This is a genomic window from Pseudomonas sp. NPDC089396, assembly GCF_044749545.1.
GTDB lineage: Bacteria > Pseudomonadota > Gammaproteobacteria > Pseudomonadales > Pseudomonadaceae > Aquipseudomonas.
The window spans coordinates 87,431-104,777 of sequence record NZ_JBIVIC010000019.1 but is presented as its reverse complement, the minus strand read 5'-3'; the positions used below and the strand labels follow the sequence as shown (position 1 = coordinate 104,777).

Here is a 17,347-nt window from a genome sequence, read left to right as displayed (position 1 = left end):
TCTTTCGTTCTTGCATGGAACCTCCTGATTGGGCGAATCATATCGCCCTTAAGAGGTGTCCGGGATCATTAGGCCAGTTCAAGCCGGCTCCCACAGGTTCACCACAATGCTCAGGTCCTGCGCTGACCCTGTGGGAGCCGGCTTGCCGGCGATAGGGCCCTGAGCCATAAACACAATCAATTGGCCCTGCCCCCACTACCGGCCTACAGTCCGCCGCGCAACCCATCCCCCAAGCAGGAACCTCCCCATGAGCAAAAAGCCGAAGAAGCACGGCCCCAACAAAGCCAAGTCGATCATCGCCCAACCGCTGTTCCGCTGCCGCCAGGAGCAGCCAGACAAGGGCAAAGGCAGCTACCGCCGCGAAGCCTTCCAATCGAGAGATTGGGAGGCTTCTTACTTTTTGGCCGCATGAAAGCATCGAAAGCGCAGGCATGGTATGGTCGGCACCTGACCTGAAATTCTGGATCTGTGCATGCCCTTCTGCCTCCTCCCCCGCTGGAAATCCCGCCAGCTGATCGCGGCCTCCAGCTTCATCCTGCTCGTCGCCTGCGCGGAAAAACCCACCGCCGCCGACGCCCTGCCGCTGGCACCTGCCCAGCCCGCGCCGGTAGTGACCCTGCCCAGCACCACGCCCGACGTCAGCACTGAAATCCAGCCCCTGCAAAGCTTCGCCCAATGGCAGGCCGGCTTCCGCCAGCAAGCCTTGCAAGCCGGCATCGCGGCCAGCACCTTCGACCGCGCCTTCGTAGGTGTCACGCCAGACATGGACGTGATCAAGGCCGACCGCAGCCAGCCTGAGTTCACCCGCCCGGTGTGGGAATACCTCGAGGGTGCGCTTTCACCTTTGCGCGTGCGCAACGGCAAGCGCCTGCTGGAGCAGAACGCCGAGCTGCTGACGCGCATCGAGCAACGCTATGGCGTCGACCGCCAGGTGCTGGTCTCGGTGTGGGGCATGGAAAGCAACTTCGGCCAGTTCCAGGGCAGCAAATCGGTGATTCGCTCACTGGCCACCCTGGCCTACGAGGGTCGCCGCCCCCAGTTCGCCCAGGACCAGCTGATCGCTGCTTTGCAGATCATCCAGCACGGCGACATCGAGCCTGAAGCCATGCGCGGTTCGTGGGCCGGCGCGATGGGCCAGACCCAGTTCATTCCGACCACCTACAACACCCATGCGGTGGATTTCGATGGCGATGGCCGTCGGGATATCTGGAACAGCACGCCGGATGCCCTGGCATCGACCGCGCACTATCTGCAGAGCTCCGGCTGGAAACATGGCCAGCCCTGGGGCTTCGAGGTACAGGTGCCCGCAGGCTTCGACTACTGGTTGGCCGATGGCACCCAGCGCAAACCGGTCAGTGCGTGGTTGCAACTGGGCGTGAAGCTGCCGGCAGGCACGCAGCTGCCAGCGGGCAGCAACGATCTGTCCGCCGCCCTGCTGCTGCCGGCAGGCGCGCGTGGCCCGGCCTTCCTGGTGCTGGACAATTTCCGCGCGATCCTCAAGTACAACAACTCGTCGTCCTATGCGCTGGCGGTGAGCCTGCTGGGTGATCGCTTCTCGGGCTGGGGCTTCATTGCTGGCAACTGGCCGAAAGAAGATCTGCCGCTGAGCCGCAGCGAGCGCGTCGAGCTGCAGACGCTGCTCAACGCCAGCGGGCACGAGGCAGGCAACCCGGATGGCATCATCGGCGCCAATACCCGCAAGGCGATTCGCAATGCCCAGCAGGGACTGGGTTGGCCGGCGGATGGGTACCCGACCCACAAGTTGCTGGATAGCCTGCGCCAGCGCTGAGAATGCTGGGGGCGCTGTGCGCCCCTTTCGCGACACAAGGCCGCTCCTACAGGAGTACGCGATCTCTGTAGGAGCGGCCTTGTGTCGCGAAAGGGCCGCAAAGCGGCCCCATCAATCTCAACCCCTGAACAAATCCTGAGCCAACACCAGGCTCTGCCCCTCGCTATCCAGCCTCACCCGGGCCCCCAGCGGCAAACACACATTCGGATCACAATGCCCACTGCGCCACCCGGCCAGCACTGGCACGCCCAACGGCCCGAAAATGTCCTGCAACAGGGGCGTCATCGCCGCCACGGTGATCCCGGCAAAATCCCCCACCAGCACACCTTTCACCCCTTCCAGCTTGCCCGCCAGGCGCAGCTGGGTCAGCAGACGGTCGACCCGATACAGCGGCTCGTTCACATCCTCGATGAACAGGATGCTGCCCCGGGTATCGATCTCGGCCACAGTACCCAGGGTCGCGCCCAACATCGACAGGTTGCCACCCAGCAAGCGCCCACTGGCCACCCCCGGCAGTACGCACGTCAAGGCAAACGCGCAAGGATGGACAATCTCGTCACCCTCACCCACCCGCCCTGACAATTGCACCACCAGCGAAGACTCGGTCGGCTGCTGTTTGGCGCCCAACAAGTCGGCATTGAGCATCGCCCCATGAAAGGTCAACAAACCGGTATGTCGGTAGATTGCCGTGTGCAGGGCGGTAATATCGCTGTAGCCAATCAGCGGTTTGGGGTGACGACGGATCAACTCGAAATCGAGCTTGTCGAGCAGGCGCATGCTGCCGTAGCCGCCGCGCATGCACAGGATCGCGTCGACAGTCGGGTCCGCAAAGGCAGCATTCAGATCCTCCAGCCGTTGTTGGTCAGCGCCTGCCAGGTAACCCTGAGTCTGTTCGGCACCCGGATAGATGCGGCAGCGGTAGCCCCGCTCGGCGAACCATTGGCTGGCCTTTTGCGCATCCAGCCGCGCCGGCCCGGCTGGGGCAACAATGGCAAAGCAGGCGTCATGCGGCAACGCTGCGGGCAAACGGGACTCATGGGTTTCAGCGCAATTCATCGCAACTCCTTGCAGCGCATGGCACAAAAACAAAAATGCCGATGCCGCCTTTCGGCGCGCATCGGCATAGACGGCTCACACCAGGATCAGAGCTTGATCTTGGCCTCGTGAGCCTGCTGGTCAGCGTGGTAGGACGAACGCACCAGCGGGCCGGATGCGACGTTCTTGAAGCCCATCTTGTAACCTTCCTCGGCGAACCAGGCGAAGGTGTCCGGGTGAACGAAACGCTGCACCGGCAAGTGGCTGCGCGAAGGCTGCAGGTACTGGCCGAGGGTCAGCATGTCGATGTCATGCTCGCGCATGCGGTGCATCACTTCGATCACTTCTTCGTCGGTCTCGCCCAGGCCAAGCATCAGGCCCGACTTGGTCGGCACGTGTGGTACCAGCTGCTTGAACTTCTGCAGCAGGTCCAGCGACCAGTCGTAGTCGGAGCCCGGACGCGCGGCCTTGTACAGGCGCGGTACGGTTTCCAGGTTGTGGTTGAACACATCCGGCGGCTCTTGCGCGGTGATTTCCAGGGCCACGTCCATACGGCCGCGGTAGTCCGGCACCAGGGTTTCCAGCTGTACGCCCGGCGACAGCGCGCGGATTTCGCGGATGCAGTCGGCGAAGTGCTGGGCGCCACCGTCACGCAGGTCGTCGCGGTCCACCGAGGTGATGACCACGTACTTCAGGCGCAGGTCGGCAATGGCGACGGCCAGGTTCTTCGGCTCGTCCAGGTCCAGCGGCTTCGGCCGACCATGGCCTACGTCGCAGAACGGGCAGCGCCGGGTGCAGATGTCGCCCATGATCATGAAGGTGGCGGTGCCACCGGAGAAGCACTCGCCCAGGTTCGGGCAGGACGCTTCTTCGCACACGCTGTGCAGCTTGTGCTTGCGCAGCAGCTGCTTGATGCGGTCGACCTCCGGGGACACCGGGATACGCACGCGGATCCAGTCCGGCTTCTTCGGCAGTTCATCGGTAGGGATGATCTTCACCGGGATGCGCGCGACCTTTTCGGCGCCACGCAGCTTGACCCCAGCTTCCACCTTCTTCGGCGCTGGGCGCGAGGTGGCATCCTGGGTAGGTATCAGGTTCGGCACGGCTTCTTGCACAGTTGTCATATTCAGTCGATTCCGCCCGTCAGGGTCGTCTGCTCAGCATAGTCGAGGTGCTTGACCAGCTGTCCGCGCAGCCTTGTCCTGACCTCGTCGAGTTCGATCGGGCCTGCCAGGTCGCGCAGCTGGGTCATGGCCAGCCCCGCATACCCACAGGGGTTGATTCGGCGGAATGGCGCAAGGTCCATGTCCACGTTCAGAGCAAGGCCGTGGAAAGAACGGCCGTTGCGGATTCGCAGGCCGAGGGAGGCGATCTTCGCTCCATCGACATAGACACCCGGCGCATCGGGTTTGGCCGCGGCAACGACGCCGTAGCTGGCCAGCAAGTCGATCAGGGTCTGCTCGATGCGGCTGACCAACTCGCGCACGCCAAAGCCCAGGCGGCGCACATCCAGCAGCAGGTAGGCCACCATCTGCCCGGGACCATGGTAGGTCACCTGGCCGCCACGGTCGGTCTGCACCACCGGGATGTCGCCCGGCACCAGCAGGTGCTCGGCCTTGCCGGCCTGGCCCTGGGTGAAGACCGCGGGGTGCTCGACCAGCCAGATTTCGTCCTGGCTGTCCGGGCTACGCTGCTCGGTAAAGCGACGCATGGCTTCCAGCACCGGTTCATAGGGCTGCAGGCCAAGCTCGCGAAAACCGAGACACAAGGACATCAGAGCACCATTTTCACGATGCCGGTCGCGCGCAGGGCGCTGTTGATGTCGTGCAGCTGGTTCTCGCTTTCGGCAACGATGTGCAGCTGCACGGTGGTGTACTTGCCTTCCTTGCTCTGGCGCTCGGCCAGGGTGGAAAGGTCGACCTTGGCGTGCTTGCTCAGGACTTCGATCACCATGTCCTTGAAGCCGACCACGGTGTCGCCGATGACCTTGATCGGGTAATCAGCGCAAGGGAATTCGATTTTGTGCGACTTGACGTCAGGTTCGCTCATGGCGGAAACGGCCTCGTAAGCCGTGGCAACAACAACGCCCCCGCAGTATCGGCGGGGGCGTGGCAGGTCACGTAATCAGTTGAACAACCCGTAGAAGAATAGACGGATGCTATCCCACATACGACGGATGAAACCACCTTCCTCAACGCCATCGAGGGCGATCAGGTCGGCGCTGTGAACCACGTTCTCGTCAAGTTTGACTTCCACTTTACCGATCACGTCACCTTTGGCGATCGGTGCGGTGATCTGCGGGTTCATGGTCATCGAAGCCTGCAGGCGCTTCAATTGGCCTTTAGGCATAGTCATGGTCAGGTCGTTGGCCAGGCCCGCCTTGACGATGCTGGTAGCGCCCTTCCAGACCGGTGCCTGGGTCAGCTCGGTGCCCTTCTGGTAGAAGGTCTGGGTTTCGAAGAAGCGGAAACCGTAGGTCAGCAGCTTCTGGGTCTCGGCAGCACGGGACTGCTCGCTGTTGGTGCCGAACACCACGGCGATCAGGCGTTGGCCGTCGCGTACCGCCGAAGCCACCATGCAGTAGCCGGCTTCGTCGGTGTGGCCGGTCTTCAGGCCGTCGACGGTCTTGTCACGCCACAGCAGCAGGTTGCGGTTGGGCTGCTTGATGTTGTTCCAGAAGAACTCTTTCTGCGAGTAGATCGCGTAGTGCGCCGGATCGATGTCGATGATGGCACGGGCCAGCAGCGCCATGTCGTGGGCCGAGGAGTAGTGCTCCGGGTTCGGCAGGCCGGTCGGGTTCATGAAGTGGCTGTTGGACATGCCGATGTCGGCAGCGGTCTTGTTCATCATGTCGGCGAAGGCGTCTTCGCTGCCAGCAATGTGCTCGGCCAGGGCGACCGACGCGTCGTTGCCCGACTGGATGATGATGCCGTGCAGCAAGTCACTGACGGTGACCTGGCTGCCAACCTTGATGAACATGCGCGAACCGCCGGTGCGCCAGGCGTTTTCGCTGACGGTGACCGGGTCGTTCTCGCCGATCTGGCCGCGACGGATGTCCACGGTGGCGATGTAGGCAGTCATCAGCTTGGTCAAGCTGGCGGGCGGCAGACGCTCGTCACCGTTGTTCGCAACCAGCACGTTGCCGCTGGACGCGTCCATGAGTACATAGGACTTGGCTGCCAGTTGCGGTGGTGCCGGCATCATCTGCTCGGCCGCGAAGGCAGCAGGCGTGAGCATCAGCAGTACGGGCAGGCAAAGTCGTTTGGCAAGGTTGGTGATGTTCATCCGTCTCTCGAAAATCGCTAATGGTCTGAGATGTTCCCTGGGCCACATCGTGTGCCCAGCGCCAGTCAGTCTAGTTTTGGAGGCTGCAGTGCAGCCTGGCGCAACGCGCAAAAGCTGGCATTGTACATGGCCGCGCCCGGCAATTCATGACAAAACCGACAGTTTGGCGGTGCCATTTACTGGCCTCATCGCCGGCAAGCCGGCTCCCACACGGAGCGCGAAACCAGTGGGGTCCCTGTGGGAGCCGGCTTGCCGGCGATGAGGCCGGTACAGTCAGTCTGTGACCAGCTTGGCCTGCCCAAGGTTCGCCAGGCGAATGCTGTCTTGTGTCTGCTGGATCTCGCCCTGGCTGTTGATAGGCCCCAGGCGCACGCGGTGCAGGGTCTGCTGGTTACGCACGATGGAGCTGATGAATACCGGTGCGCTGACCATGGTGCTGAGCTTCGAGCGCAGCAACTCGGCGGCGTCCGGGTTGGCGAAGGCCCCCACCTGCAGGAAGCTGCCACCGTTGGCGCCCGGCACGTTGTTGCCGCCCACCTGCACCGGTACCACCGGCGCCGCATGCTGTTGTGGCGGCGGAGTCCACTGCTCGACCCGCCCGGTATTGGCCCCAATCGCCTGGGTCTGCGCGACCTGAGGCTCCTTGAGCACCAATGGCGGTTGCTGGCCTTTCTGGGCCCACCACTGCTGCGGATCGATGCCTTCGACGCGCACGTGCGCAGTACCGATCTCCGCGTAGCCCAGTTTCTTGGCGGCGGCATAGGACAGGTCGATGATGCGGTCGGAATAGAACGGGCCACGGTCGTTGACGCGCAGGATCACGCTGCGGCCGTTGGCCAGGTTGGTCACCTTCACGTAGGCCGGCAACGGCAAGGTCTTGTGCGCCGCACTCATGCCGTAGAGGTCATACAGCTCACCATTGGCGGTGTTCTGGCCGTGGAACTTGGTGCCGTACCACGATGCGGTGCCCTCGGCGCGGTAGTTGCGCGAGTCCTGCATCGGGTAGTAGGTCTTGCCCAGCACCGTGTAAGGGTTGGCCTTGTAGTTCCCGGTATGCACGGTCGGCGTGGCATCTGGGATCTTGTTCACGTCCACGTCCCACCACGGCGCGCCGTCCTTGTGGGCCCGGTTGATATCCAGCCCGGGCTTGGAACTCACGGTATTGCCGCTTGGCTTGGAGGTCGGGCCGCTGGAGGAACAGCTGGCCAGCAGCGCGCCGACGGCCATGCAGGTCAGCAGCTTGAAGGTGTTGGCAGTGAAGATTGCGCGCATTACTTGACGCCCCGTGCTTGGACCAGCTGTTCCGCGAGCTGATGCACCGCCATGGCATACATCACGCTGCGGTTGTAGCGAGTGATCGCGTAGAAGTTCTTCAGGCCCATCCAGTACTCGGGGCCGTTTTCGCCCTCCAGGCGGAAGGCGGTAACCGGCAGATCATCGCGCAGCGCATCATGGCTCGACCAGCCCAGTGCCCGCAACTCCCCGAACGTCTTCGCCGGCTCGATACCGGTGGTCAGCCCCTCGTCGACACGTGCGCCACTGACCTGGGCGCGGCTGACCACGCCCTCCCCGGCCACCCAGCCATGTTGCTTGAAGTAGCTGGCCACGCTGCCGATGGCGTCGTCGGGGTTGTTCCAGATATTGATGTGGCCGTCGCCGTCGAAATCCACCGCGTAATTGCGGAAGCTGCTCGGCATGAACTGCGGCAGACCCATGGCGCCCGCGTAGGAGCCCTTGAGGGTCAGCGGGTCGAGTTGCTCTTCACGCGCCAGCAGCAGGTACTCGCGCAGCTCCTTGCGGAAGAATTCGGCACGGGGCGGGTAATCGAAGCCCAGGGTCGACAGCGCATCGATGACGCGGTAGTTGCCGGTATTACGGCCGAAGAAGGTCTCCACTCCGATGATCGAGACGATGTACTGAGCCGGTACGCCGTACTCCTGCTCGGCACGGGCCAGCACCGCCTCATGTTGGCGCCAGAAGTCCACCCCGCGCGCGATACGCGCATCGGTGATGAACATCGGCCGGTAATCCTTCCACGGCTTGACCCGCTCGGCCGGGCGCGAAATGGCGTCGAGGATCGACTGCTTGCGCTGCACCTCACGGAACACGCCTATCAATTGTTCACCGGCAAAACCGTAGTCGCGAGTCATCTCGCTGACGAACTCGGCCACCTGGGGCGAGTCGTCGTAGTCGCCGGCATGAGCGAGCTGGACAGCGCTGAACAGGCCCACCGCACCGATCCACGGCGCACAACGGGCAGCCCAGTTACGCACTGCTTGCATGAAATTCTTCACCTTATTCAAACCTGTGCGATCCATTTGCGGTGCGTATGGATCGACATCAGAACGCCAAACGCTGACAGCAGCGTCACCAACGAAGTTCCGCCATAGCTGATGAAGGGCAGCGGCACGCCCACCACGGGCAGAAGGCCGCTGACCATACCGATATTGACGAACACGTATACAAAGAAGGTCATGGTCAAGCTGCCCGCCAGCAGCTTGCCGTAGAGAGTCTGGGCCTGGGCGGTGATCATCAGTCCGCGACCGATCAGCAGCAGGTAGACGATCAGCAGCAGGCAGATACCGACCAGCCCGAATTCCTCGCCGAGCACCGCAATGATGAAGTCGGTGTGGCTTTCAGGAAGGAAGTCCAGGTGCGACTGGGTGCCCAGCAGCCAGCCCTTGCCGAACACCCCGCCCGAGCCGATCGCCGCCTTGGACTGGATGATGTTCCAGCCGGTGCCCAGCGGGTCGCTCTCCGGGTCGAGGAAGGTCAGCACGCGCTGTTTCTGGTAGTCGTGCATGACGAAGAACCACATGGCCACGGCCACGGGCACTGCGGCAGCCAGCACGCTGATGATCCAGCGCCAGCGCAAGCCGCCCATGAACAGCACGAAGGCACCGGAGGCGAGAATCAGCAGTGCGGTGCCCAGGTCGGGCTGGCGGACGATGAGAATGAACGGCACGCCGATCAGCACCAGGCTGATGGCCACGTGCTTCAGCTGCGGCGGCAAGGTGCGCTTGGCCAGGTACCAGGCGATGGTCGCTGGCATGATGATCTTCATGAATTCCGAGGGCTGGAAGCGGATCACCCCGGGAATGTTGATCCAGCGCGTGGCACCCATGGCGTTGTGGCCCATCACGTCCACCACGATCAGCAGGAATACCCCGGCCAGGTACGCCAGCGGCACCCAGCGCGCCATGAAGCGCGGTTCAAGCTGGGCGATGATGAACATCGACACCAGGCCGATGCCGAACGAGGTGGCCTGTTTGATCAGCAAGTCCCAGTTCTTGCCGCTGGCCGAATAGAGAACGAACAGGCTGCCGGCCGCGAGGGTCAGGAGGATGACCAGCAAGGGGCCGTCGATGTGGATGCGCTGCAGAAAGCTGGCGCGTCGACGCATCACGTCCTCGCTGGAGAGCATGCGATCGAAGTTGTTTTTCACGGGGCCGTTTCCTGAGCGACGGTGGCAGGGGCGAATTCAGGCTTGAGCCGGCCGTTCTCGTCGAGCAGCCAGGCGTCCATGATCTGCCGCACCACGGGGGCCGCGACGCCGGACCCGGATTCGCCGTTCTCGACCATCACCGACACCACGATCTTCGGCGCGTCGGCCGGGGCGAAGGCGACGAACAAGGCGTGGTCGCGATGGCGCTCCTGAAGTTTGTTACGGTCGTACTTCTCGCCCTGCTTGATCGCCACCACCTGAGCGGTACCGCTCTTGCCGGCGATACGGTACTGGGCACCGGCCGCGGCCTTGCGCGCGGTACCCCGGGCGTTGTGCATCACCTGCTCCATGCCATGGGTGACCTTGGCCCAGTCGGACTTGTCGCGCAGGACGATGTCTTCCATCGGGTTGGGGTCCACCGGCGGCTGGCCTTCGATGGTCTTGGCCAGGTGCGGGCGGTTCCATACACCCTTGTTGGCGATCAGCGCAGTGGCCTGGGCCAGCTGCAGCGGGGTGGCCTGCATGTAGCCCTGGCCGATGCCGAGAATCAGCGTTTCGCCCGGGAACCAGGCTTGGCGGCGGGTGGCGCGCTTCCACTCACGCGAAGGCATCAGGCCAGGCGACTCCTCGAACATGTCGAGGGCGACCTTCTGGCCGATGCCGAACTTGTTCATGTAGGTGGACAAGCGGTCGATGCCCATCTTGTGGGCAAGGTCGTAGAAATAGGTGTCATTGGAACGCATGATCGCGGTGTCGAGGTCGACCCAGCCATCACCGGAGCGGTTCCAGTTACGGTATTTGTGATCGTAGTTGGGCAGCTGGTAGTAGCCTGGGTCGAATACCCGGCTACCGGCATTGACCACACCACTGTCGAGGCCAGCGATGGCCACTGCCGGCTTGATGGTCGAACCCGGCGGATACAGGCCGCGCAGTACACGGTTGAACAGCGGCCGGTCGATCGAGTCACGCAGTTCGGCATAGGCCTTGAAACTGATGCCGGTGACGAACAGGTTGGGGTCGAAGCTCGGCTGGCTGACCATCGCCAGCACCTCACCGGTACGCGGATCGAGCGCCACGACCGCGCCACGGCGACCGCCCAGGGCGGCTTCGGCGGCTTCCTGCAGCTTGATGTCCAGACTCAGTACGATGTCCTTGCCCGGCTTCGGATCGGTGCGCTTGAGCACCCGCAGCACCCGCCCTCGCGCGTTGGTCTCGACTTCCTCGTAGCCGACCTGGCCGTGCAGGTCGTCTTCGTAGAAGCGCTCGATACCGGTCTTGCCGATATGGTGAGTGCCGCTGTAGTTGACCGGGTCGAGAGTCTTGAGCTCTTTCTCGTTGATCCGCCCGACATAGCCGACCGAATGGGCAAAATGCGCCCCTTGCGGGTAATGACGCACCAGCTGGGCAACCACTTCCACGCCTGGCAGGCGGAACTGGTTCACAGCCACACGAGCGATCTGCTCTTCGGTCAGCTCGAACAGGATCGGTACCGGTTCGAACGGTCGCCGCCCCTGCCTCATGCGCTTCTCGAACAGCGCCCTGTCGTCGGGGGTGAGCTCCAGCACTTCGACGATGTTGTCCAACACTTCTTGCCAGTTACCCGCACGTTCACGGGTCATGGACAAGCTGAAGCTGGGCCGGTTATCGGCGATGATCACCCCGTTACGGTCGAAGATCAGCCCGCGCGTCGGCGGAATCGGCTGCACGTGCACCCGGTTGTTCTCCGACAGCGTGGAGTGATAGTCGTACTGAATGATCTGCAGGTAATACAAGCGTGCAATCAGTACACAGATCAGCAACACGATCGCGACTGCGCCGACCACGACGCGGTTGCGCACCAAGCGGGCGTCTTTCTCGTGGTCCTTGAGACGGATCGGCTGCGACATCGGACTGCTTACAGGCTCATTTATGGTAAGGGTGCCCGGACAACACGGTCCAGGCGCGATAGATCTGCTCGCCGATGAGTATCCTTACCAACGGGTGCGGCAGGGTCAACGGCGACAGCGACCAGCGTTGCTCAGCGCGCGCGCAGACCTCAGGCGCCAGCCCTTCCGGGCCGCCCACCATCAAATTCACCGTGCGCGAGTCCAGGCGCCAACGGTCCAGCTCTGTGGCCAGCTGCTCGGTACTCCAGGGCTTGCCATGGACCTCGAGCGTGACGATGCGTTCCCCAGGCTGCACCTTGCTCAGCATGGCTTCGCCCTCCTGACGGATCAGGCGGGCGACGTCGGCATTCTTGCCACGGGTGTTCAGCGGGATTTCCACCAGCTCGAGCGACAGCTCCTGGGGCAGGCGCTTGGCATATTCATGCCAGCCTTCCTCGACCCATTTGGGCATGCGCGAGCCGACCGCGATCAGACGCAGACGCACGACGCTTCCTTATTCCCGGTCTTTGAGCTTGTCGGTGAAGTAGTCGCTGGCGTTTTCCGGGCTGTGGTGCTTGGCATCGGCGGCACGGCTCTGCTCGGCACCCAGCCACAGGCGCTCCAGGTCGTAGAACTGGCGGGCAGCGGCGGTCATCATGTGCACGATGACGTCGTTCAGGTCCAGCAGCACCCAGTCGCTGTCGCCCTTGCCTTCTTCGCCCAGCGGCTGCGCGCCTTCTTTCTTGACGGCTTCACGGACCTTTTCCAGCATCGCGTTGATCTGGCGATTGGAGGTACCGGTGGCAATGATCATGTAGTCGGTCAGGCTGTGCTTTTCGCGCACGTCGATGACCTGGATGTCCTGGGCCTTGACGTCTTCCAGCGCGCTGATGGTCAGTTTGACCAGGTCTTCGCCATTGATTTTCTGCTTGCTCATAAAAAACTCTTCGACTCGTTTGAATGAGGCGCCCTGGGGCACCGTCAGTTAGGGGCACGATACAGTTCGTGCGCCTCGATATAGGCCAGTACGGCGTCCGGCACCAGGAACCTCACCGATTTGCCGCTGGCCAGCAGCTGTCGGATCTGTGTAGCCGACACCGCGAGCGGCGTCTGCCAGACGAACGAAATATTCCCCGCCGGGCCGGACATGGCGGTGGGATCGCTCTCGGAGCGCGCAGCCAGCAGGTTGCGCAGCTCGTCAGTTGGTTCAACGTCGGCATCTGGGCGTTGCAGCACCAGGATGTGACAGTGTTGCAGCAGCTCTTCCCAGCGGTGCCAGCCAGGCAGGCCGCAAAAGGCATCCCAGCCCAGCACCAGGAACAGCTGGTCGTTGGCGCCCAGTTCGGCGCGGATCGATTCCAGGGTGTCGATGGTGTACGACGGCTTGTCGCGCTCCAGCTCCCGGGCATCGACAGTCAGGCGCTCGACGCCTTGCACCGCCTCGCGCACCATTGCCAGGCGGTCCTGCGCCGCCACCTGCGGGGTATCGCGGTGTGGCGGGCGGGCATTGGGCAACAGGCGCAACTCATCGAGCGCCATGAACTCGGCCACTTCCAGCGCGCTGCGCAGGTGGCCGATGTGCACGGGGTCGAAAGTACCGCCAAGAATGCCGATGCGCCGGACTGCCTGGGCCTTGCTCAACTCAGCAGGACTCCTGGCCACGCAGTTGGCCGTCACCGATCACTACGTATTTCTCGCAAGTCAGGCCTTCCAGGCCGACAGGGCCGCGAGCGTGCAGCTTGTCGGTGGAAATGCCGATCTCCGCGCCCAGACCGTACTCGAAACCGTCGGCGAAGCAGGTCGGGGTATTGAGCATCACCGATGCCGAGTCGACCTCGGCCATGAACTGGCGAGACTGCCCCTGGTGCTCGGTGATGATCGAATCGGTGTGGTGCGAGCCATAGTGGTTGATGTGCTCGATAGCCTGGTCCAGGCCGTCGACCACACGAATCGACAGGATCGCGTCGAGGTACTCGGTGTGCCAGTCGTCTTCAGTGGCCGGCTTGGCATCGATCAGCGCAAGGGTGCGTTCGCAGCCGCGCAGTTCGACGCCTTTGTCCTGGAAGCGGCGGGCCATTTCCGGCAGGAAAGCTGCGGCCACACGTTGGTCGACCAGCAGGGTTTCCATCGCGCCGCAGATGCCATAACGGTAGGTCTTGGCGTTGAAGGCGACGCGCCAGGCCTTGTCCAGGTCGGCGTGCTCGGCGACATAGACGTGGCAAATGCCGTCCAGGTGCTTGATCACCGGCACGCGTGCATCACGGCTGATGCGTTCGATCAGGCCACGGCCACCGCGCGGGACGATGACATCGACGAACTCGGGCATGCTGATCAGCGCGCCGACCGCTTCCCGGTCGGTGGTCTCGACCACTTGTACCACCGCTGCCGGCAGGCCGGCCTCGGCCAGGCCACGCTGGATGCAGGTGGCGATGGCGCGGTTGGAGTGAATGGCCTCGGAACCGCCCCGCAGGATCGTGGCATTGCCCGACTTCAGGCACAGGCTGGCCGCATCGATGGTCACGTTCGGACGCGACTCGTAGATGATGCCGATCACGCCCAGTGGCACGCGCATCTTGCCGACCTGGATACCCGACGGCCGATAGCTCATGTCGCGGATGGCGCCGACCGGATCCGGCAGGCTGGCCACCTGGCGCAGGCCGGTGATCATGCCATCGATGCGTGCCGGGGTCAGGGCCAGGCGGTCCAGCAGCGCCGGCTCCAGGCCATTGGCACGGCCGGCGGCCAAGTCCAGTTCGTTGGCTGCGGCAAGCTCGACACGCGCGGCGTCCAGGGCATCGGCGGCGGCCTGCAGGGCGCGGTTCTTCTGCGCGGTACTGGCGCGGGCGATCACCCGGGAAGCCTGGCGAGCGGCGCGACCCAAGCGGGTCATATAGTCAAGAACGGACTCAGTCATGGGTTCGGTGTCTTGGCGAAGGGGAAATCGGCTGATTATAACTGTCGCGCAGGTGTACGCCCAGCGGCGGGTGGCGGATGGTCGAAAATGGTCATCGCCAAAACCAGGAAAGATGTAACTGCGCTTATCGAAATGTCCTCTTGCAGGTCCGGCCTATCGCCGGCAAGCCGGCTCCCACAGGGGATTTGTGGGAGCTGGCTTGCCGGCGACAGGGCCAACTCGATCTTTGTGGTTCAGCCTCGGTTAAGCGATTCGTTGCTATCATCCGCGCCTTCACCCTGACGAACCGCCAGCATGCCAGATACAGCCCCCTGCCCTGCCCGCGCCCTGCCCGACAGTTTCTTCGACCAGGACGCCCAAGCCCTGGCCAAGGCCCTGCTGGGCAAGGTCATCCGTCACCGCCACGGAGACCTGTGGCTGGCCGCGCGGATCATCGAGACCGAGGCCTACTACCTGGCCGACAAGGGCAGCCACGCCTCCCTCGGCTACACGGAGAAGCGCAAGGCGCTGTTTCTCGACGGCGGGCATATCTACATGTACTACGCCCGCGGCGGCGATTCGCTCAACTTCAGTGCCCAGGGCCCAGGCAACGCGGTATTGATCAAGTCCGCCTACCCTTGGGTAGACGCCATCTCCACGGCCAACAGCCTGACACAGATGCAACTGAACAACCCCGACGCCAGCGGTAACCTGCGCCCACCGGAGCGCCTGTGCGCCGGGCAGACCTTGCTGTGCCGGGCCATGGGCCTGAAGGTGCCGCAATGGGATGCCCAGCGCTTCGACCCTGAGCGTCTCTACGTCGAGGACTGCGGCATCGCCGTACCACAGGTGATCCAGGCGGCCCGCCTGGGCATCCCCCATGGCCGCGACGAGCACCTGCCGTACCGCTTCGTCGACGCCGAATACGCCCGTTTCTGCACCCGGAACCCGCTGCGCCGGGGGCAAGTCGAAGGGCAAGACTTCTTCATTCTCCAACAAGGAAGCTAAAGCATGGGCCAATGGCTCGACAGCCTGACCGGCTGGCTCAGCGCCAACCCACAGTGGCTTGGCCTGGCGATTTTTCTGGTGGCCTGCATCGAGTGCCTGGCCATCGCCGGCATCATCGTGCCTGGTACCGTGTTGCTGTTCGCGGTAGCGGTGCTGGCCGGCAGTGGCGCCTTCACCCTCGGCGAAACCTTGCTGCTGGGGTTCCTTGGCGGCCTGCTCGGCGACGCTTTGTCCTACACCATCGGCAAGTACTTCCACCAGAACATTCGACGCCTGCCGCTGCTGCGTCACCACCCTGAATGGATCGGCAGCGCCGAGACCTACTTCCATCGCTATGGCATCGCCAGTTTGCTGGTAGGCCGTTTCATCGGCCCGCTACGGCCGATGCTGCCGATGGTAGCGGGGATGTTCGACATGCCGCTACCTCGTTTCATCGTGGTAAGCCTGGTGGCCGGCGCGGGCTGGTCGGTAGCGTACCTGCTGCCCGGCTGGGCCACCGGCGCGGCCATGCGCCTGCCACTGCCGGAAGGCTTCTGGCTGGATGCAGGCATCATCGCCGGCACCCTGGCGGTGGTGATCGGCCTGAGCCTGAACAGCAGCATTCGCGACCAGCGCCACGGTACGCGACTGATCGCCGGCCTGAGCTTCCTGGCTTTGGCCGGACTATTCCTGGGGTGGCCGTATCTGCACGAGTTCGATCAAGGGGTGATGACCCTGGTGCAGGAACATCGCAGCCAGGCCCTCGACGGCAGTGTGGTGCTGGTGACTCGCCTGGGCGACTTCCGTACCCAGCTGTTCCTCGGCGGGCTGCTGACCGGCCTGCTGCTGCTCGCGCGCCAATGGCGCCATGCGTTGTTCGCGGGCGGTGCGCTGATGGGCACGGCGATCGCCAATGGCACGTTGAAATGGTTGTTCGCCCGCGCCCGGCCCGAAGTGCTGAGCGACCCATTGACCAGCTACAGCATGCCCAGCGGGCACAGCTCGGCGTCGTTTGCGTTCTTTCTGGTGATGGCGGTGCTGGCGGGGCGCGGTCAGCCACCGCGCATGCGCCTGACGTGGATACTGCTGGGGTGCATACCGGCGCTGGCGATCGCTTTGTCGCGGGTATACCTGGGGGCGCACTGGCCGACTGACATCATGGCGGGGGCTTTGCTGGCCTGCTGCGTGTGTGCGCTCAGCCTGACGCTGGTGCAGCACCGTCAGCCACTCAGTGCACTGCCGCAGCGGGCCTGGTGGCTGGTGTTGCCGGCCTGCATCGCCTTGCTGGCGTTCTTTGCCATGCATGCGTTGCCGCAGGCACTGCTGCGTTATCAGTATTGACCTGTAGCGGCCCTATCGCCGGCAAGCCGGCTCCCACAGGTACCCCACTGCATTCCTGTGGGAGCCGGCTTGCCGGCGATAGGGCCAGTAGAGACGCCAGAAAGTCACTCAGGCAAACAACTCACCCTGAATCCGCTCCAGCAGCTTCTGGATCTCGGCCAGGCGCTCGGCCGGCGAGTCGATCGCCAGCAGGTCCAGCTTGTCCTCTTCCATGAACGGCAGCAGATAAGCCAGCTGGTTGGCCAGCGCCTGGCGCCCGTCGACATCCCGCGGCATGTCCAGGGCTTCGACCATCGGGTGCTCGCCCAGGGCCACCAGCAGCGCCAGCAGGTCGTCATCCTGCTCGGTCAGGGGGCTGTCCGGCTGTTCCGGCAGCCAGTGAACCTCGCCCAGCAGCAGTTGATCCTTCTGCACCTCGGTCTGGCTCAGCTCGAAACGCCGCACCCCTTCCACGCGAATGCCCAGCAAGCCATTGTCCTGCTGGACGAAGTCACGGATCAGCGCCTCGCAGCCGATCGACGCGACCACCGGTGGCGCCTTGCCGACCTGCTCGCCTTCGAGGATGCACACCACACCAAAGCCTGTGCCTTGCTTCATGCACCGACCAATCATGTCCAGGTAGCGCGCCTCGAAAATCTGCAAATCCAGCAGACAGCCGGGAAACAGCACGGTATCGAGCGGAAACAGCGGTAGCGTCATCACAATTC

At 63.5% G+C, this 17,347-nt stretch carries 18 protein-coding genes; 4 read left to right on the top strand and 14 right to left on the bottom strand.

Annotation, left to right across the window (positions count from 1 at the left end):
• Nucleotides 1-247 precede the first annotated feature (247 nt).
• Both arfA and ACIPZB_RS25615 read left to right on the top strand, forming a co-directional pair.
• Complete coding sequence (gene arfA, locus ACIPZB_RS25620) at nucleotides 248-412, top strand: alternative ribosome rescue factor ArfA (protein WP_012274368.1); 165 nt, start codon at nucleotides 248-250, stop codon at nucleotides 410-412.
• A gap of 60 nt (nucleotides 413-472) precedes the next feature.
• Entirely contained in the window at nucleotides 473-1,789 is a 1,317-nt protein-coding gene (locus ACIPZB_RS25615) for a lytic murein transglycosylase (protein ID WP_400643250.1), read from the top strand.
• Nucleotides 1,790-1,906: 117 nt separating this feature from the next.
• Here the strand turns inward: ACIPZB_RS25615 and ACIPZB_RS25610 are convergent, their stop codons facing one another.
• From ACIPZB_RS25610 to ACIPZB_RS25550, 13 genes are all read right to left on the bottom strand, one after another.
• Nucleotides 1,907-2,845 (bottom strand): LD-carboxypeptidase, encoded by a 939-nt coding sequence (locus tag ACIPZB_RS25610; protein WP_400643249.1) that lies wholly within the window; start codon nucleotides 2,843-2,845, stop codon nucleotides 1,907-1,909.
• Nucleotides 2,846-2,931: 86 nt separating this feature from the next.
• On the bottom strand, nucleotides 2,932-3,948 hold the full coding sequence (lipA, locus tag ACIPZB_RS25605; RefSeq protein ID WP_008100490.1) for a lipoyl synthase: 1,017 nt from the start codon (nucleotides 3,946-3,948) through the stop codon (nucleotides 2,932-2,934).
• 2 nt (nucleotides 3,949-3,950) lie between these two features.
• The gene (lipB, locus tag ACIPZB_RS25600; RefSeq protein ID WP_400643248.1) at nucleotides 3,951-4,598 is read right to left on the bottom strand and encodes a lipoyl(octanoyl) transferase LipB; all 648 of its coding nucleotides are present in this window, start codon (nucleotides 4,596-4,598) and stop codon (nucleotides 3,951-3,953) included.
• Nucleotides 4,598-4,873: a DUF493 domain-containing protein gene (locus ACIPZB_RS25595; RefSeq protein ID WP_008100495.1), complete on the bottom strand. Its 276-nt coding sequence runs from the start codon at nucleotides 4,871-4,873 to the stop codon at nucleotides 4,598-4,600. Before ACIPZB_RS25595 ends, lipB begins: the two co-directional genes overlap by 1 nt.
• 75 nt (nucleotides 4,874-4,948) lie before the next feature.
• Nucleotides 4,949-6,109 (bottom strand): D-alanyl-D-alanine carboxypeptidase family protein, encoded by a 1,161-nt coding sequence (locus ACIPZB_RS25590; RefSeq protein WP_008100497.1) that lies wholly within the window; start codon nucleotides 6,107-6,109, stop codon nucleotides 4,949-4,951.
• Nucleotides 6,110-6,382: 273 nt separating this feature from the next.
• Nucleotides 6,383-7,381: a septal ring lytic transglycosylase RlpA family protein gene (locus ACIPZB_RS25585; protein ID WP_400643247.1), complete on the bottom strand. Its 999-nt coding sequence runs from the start codon at nucleotides 7,379-7,381 to the stop codon at nucleotides 6,383-6,385.
• Complete coding sequence (gene mltB, locus ACIPZB_RS25580) at nucleotides 7,381-8,391, bottom strand: lytic murein transglycosylase B (RefSeq protein WP_400643246.1); 1,011 nt, start codon at nucleotides 8,389-8,391, stop codon at nucleotides 7,381-7,383. Before mltB ends, ACIPZB_RS25585 begins: the two co-directional genes overlap by 1 nt.
• Nucleotides 8,392-8,408: 17 nt before the next feature.
• The gene (gene rodA / locus ACIPZB_RS25575; protein WP_400643252.1) at nucleotides 8,409-9,512 is read right to left on the bottom strand and encodes a rod shape-determining protein RodA; all 1,104 of its coding nucleotides are present in this window, start codon (nucleotides 9,510-9,512) and stop codon (nucleotides 8,409-8,411) included.
• A 38-nt stretch (nucleotides 9,513-9,550) separates the two neighbouring features.
• Entirely contained in the window at nucleotides 9,551-11,440 is a 1,890-nt protein-coding gene (gene mrdA, locus ACIPZB_RS25570; RefSeq protein WP_400643245.1) for a penicillin-binding protein 2, read from the bottom strand.
• A 16-nt stretch (nucleotides 11,441-11,456) separates the two neighbouring features.
• Nucleotides 11,457-11,924: a 23S rRNA (pseudouridine(1915)-N(3))-methyltransferase RlmH gene (rlmH, locus tag ACIPZB_RS25565; RefSeq protein WP_008090421.1), complete on the bottom strand. Its 468-nt coding sequence runs from the start codon at nucleotides 11,922-11,924 to the stop codon at nucleotides 11,457-11,459.
• Nucleotides 11,925-11,933: 9 nt separating this feature from the next.
• Nucleotides 11,934-12,356 carry a ribosome silencing factor gene (gene rsfS, locus ACIPZB_RS25560; protein ID WP_008090423.1) on the bottom strand — a complete coding sequence of 141 codons (423 nt, stop codon included), beginning with the start codon at nucleotides 12,354-12,356 and terminating at the stop codon, nucleotides 11,934-11,936.
• A 44-nt stretch (nucleotides 12,357-12,400) separates the two neighbouring features.
• Nucleotides 12,401-13,060: a nicotinate-nucleotide adenylyltransferase gene (gene nadD, locus ACIPZB_RS25555; protein ID WP_400643244.1), complete on the bottom strand. Its 660-nt coding sequence runs from the start codon at nucleotides 13,058-13,060 to the stop codon at nucleotides 12,401-12,403.
• A gap of 1 nt (nucleotide 13,061) precedes the next feature.
• Entirely contained in the window at nucleotides 13,062-14,333 is a 1,272-nt protein-coding gene (locus ACIPZB_RS25550; protein WP_400643243.1) for a glutamate-5-semialdehyde dehydrogenase, read from the bottom strand.
• A gap of 294 nt (nucleotides 14,334-14,627) precedes the next feature.
• Between ACIPZB_RS25550 and ACIPZB_RS25545 the strand changes: the two genes are divergently transcribed.
• Nucleotides 14,628-15,320 carry a DNA-3-methyladenine glycosylase gene (locus ACIPZB_RS25545; RefSeq protein WP_400643242.1) on the top strand — a complete coding sequence of 231 codons (693 nt, stop codon included), beginning with the start codon at nucleotides 14,628-14,630 and terminating at the stop codon, nucleotides 15,318-15,320.
• 3 nt (nucleotides 15,321-15,323) lie between these two features.
• The gene (locus tag ACIPZB_RS25540) at nucleotides 15,324-16,640 is read left to right on the top strand and encodes a bifunctional DedA family/phosphatase PAP2 family protein (RefSeq protein WP_400643241.1); all 1,317 of its coding nucleotides are present in this window, start codon (nucleotides 15,324-15,326) and stop codon (nucleotides 16,638-16,640) included.
• A 108-nt stretch (nucleotides 16,641-16,748) separates the two neighbouring features.
• Here the strand turns inward: ACIPZB_RS25540 and ACIPZB_RS25535 are convergent, their stop codons facing one another.
• On the bottom strand, nucleotides 16,749-17,339 hold the full coding sequence (locus ACIPZB_RS25535) for an LON peptidase substrate-binding domain-containing protein (protein WP_400643240.1): 591 nt from the start codon (nucleotides 17,337-17,339) through the stop codon (nucleotides 16,749-16,751).
• Between the last annotated feature and the right edge of the window lie 8 nt (nucleotides 17,340-17,347).